The sequence below is a fragment of the Acidobacteriota bacterium genome (genome assembly GCA_040752915.1).
Classification (GTDB): domain Bacteria; phylum Acidobacteriota; class UBA4820; order UBA4820; family DSQY01; genus JBFLVU01.
The window spans coordinates 1-1885 of the sequence record JBFMHB010000145.1 but is presented as its reverse complement, the minus strand read 5'-3'; the positions used below and the strand labels follow the sequence as shown (position 1 = coordinate 1885).

Sequence of the window (1885 nt, the reverse complement as noted above, 5' to 3'; positions counted from 1 at the left end):
CCCCACGGCTTCCGGCCGCTGAGCCTGGGGGAGCGCGAGGGCGCCGTCCTGCTCGCCTCCGAGACGGTCGCCTTCGACGTCCTGCGCGGGACCTTCCTCGAGGAGATCCCGCCCGGCGCCCTCTACCGCTGGGACGCGGGCGGGCTGGCCCGGCTCCAGGGCGCCTCCCCGTGCGGCCCCCACCACTGCATTTTCGAGCACATCTATTTCGCCCGGCCTGACAGCCGCGCCTTTTCCGAGCGCATCTTCGAGGTGCGCCGCCGGATCGGCGAGGAACTGGCCAACGGAGATCCCGTCGAGGCCGACGTGGTCGTCCCCATCCCCGACTCCTCCAACTACATCGGGCTCGCCTACGCCCACGCCAAGGGGCTCCCCTTCGCCCTGGGGCTCGTGCGGAATCACTACATCGGCCGTTCCTTCATCTCCCCCGACCAGGTCATGCGGGACGACGCCGTTCGCCTCAAGTTCAACCCCCTTCCGGGATTCTTCGAGGGACGGCGCGTGGTCCTCGTGGACGACTCCATCGTCCGGGGAACGACGATCCGGAAGCTCGTGCGGATGATGCGCGAAAACGGGGCCAGGGAAGTCCACCTCCGCATCGGCTCCCCGCCGATCCGGTTTTCCTGCTACTACGGCATCGACACGCCCGTGCGCGAGCGCCTCGCCGCCGCCTTTCGGTCGCCCGAGGAGGTGGCGAAGTCCCTCGGCGCCGACAGCCTCCGCTACCTGCCCATGGAGGGCCTGCGCTGCGCCGTTTCCTCCCCGGACCATTACTGCTACGCCTGCTTCACGGGGGATTATCCCGAGGGGTGCAAGGCCGAGGGGGACACCGTCTCCGGGGGATGAGGGTCAAGTACATCCGGGGAAGGCGCCGCGCCGACGGCGCGGCCCCCACCCGAGGCCTCGACCAACGGCCCACGCCCTGGTTTCGGGCGCGCGCCTCCCGCCCTCGAGGCGGCCTTACGGCGCCGCCATCAGCCCTTTGAGGGACGCCCAGTCCACGCCTTCGAGCAATTTGCGGGCGCGGACCTTGTCGGCCTGGACCCGGACGAAGACGTTCTGCACCGACGTTCCGGGCGCCCCGGGCTGGTGCGAGGGGCGCATCACGGTCCCCCAGTTCTCCTTGGCCAGGGTCCAGGCCCCCAGGAAGGCGACCGTTGTGCCTTCCCGCCAGGCCTCGTTGACGAACTCCCCCTCTTCGATCCGGTAGACCGTGGCGCCCTGGATCGGCTGTTCTCGAACGGCCCCCTGAGGGATCGTCTCTTCACGGCTGTTGAGCACCAGGAGGACTTCCGCCTCGGCGTCCTTCGCCGCGTTCTTCTGGGCCACGCTCTGGAAGGCCTGGTTCTGGGCTTCCCCGATGGCCCTCAGCTTCTGCCCCACGGCCTCCATTTCCTTCTGGATGCGCTGGACCTCGGCGGTGTCGTTCTTGTTGATGGCCGCGGCGAACTTCTCCCCGAGGACGTTCATCCGATCCATGAGGGCCTCCTGCTCCTCGCGTGGTCCCTGGGAGACCAGGGGCGCGCTTTCTTCGAGGAGGCGGCTCTGGGCCTGCCGGAGGCGGGCCTGGTCTTTCCAGGCGATGAAGCACCGCACTTCCATGGGGTGCTTGGCCGCGCCCGCGGAGACCTGGTCAAAGGACTCCCGCTCGGATTTCTCCGCCACCGTCCACCCGGCCGGGCCAGGGGGGAGGGCCGCGCAGATCACCCCCTCGACCTTCTTCAGAAAGGCACGTTCCGCCGCCGTGGCGGGTCTCATGTCCCCGTCGGCCCGGGTCGAGAGTGCCGCCATCGCTGCCAGCGCAAGGATCAACCATCGCTTCACATCAGCCCCCTTGGGTTCGATTCCGCCGCGCCCGCGGCGGAAAGCCTCACTGTACCGCGCC

Annotated in this window: 2 protein-coding genes; one reads left to right on the top strand and one right to left on the bottom strand. The window is 69.3% G+C overall.

Annotated elements, in window-relative coordinates:
- A partial coding sequence (locus AB1824_13570; protein ID MEW5765987.1) for an amidophosphoribosyltransferase occupies nt 1-846 on the top strand: 846 nt, incomplete at its 5' end.
- Nucleotides 847-960: 114 nt separating this feature from the next.
- On the opposite strand, the gene AB1824_13565 is transcribed toward AB1824_13570, so the two are convergent.
- Entirely contained in the window at nt 961-1824 is an 864-nt protein-coding gene (locus tag AB1824_13565) for a hypothetical protein (protein ID MEW5765986.1), read from the bottom strand.
- Between the last annotated feature and the right edge of the window lie 61 nt (nt 1825-1885).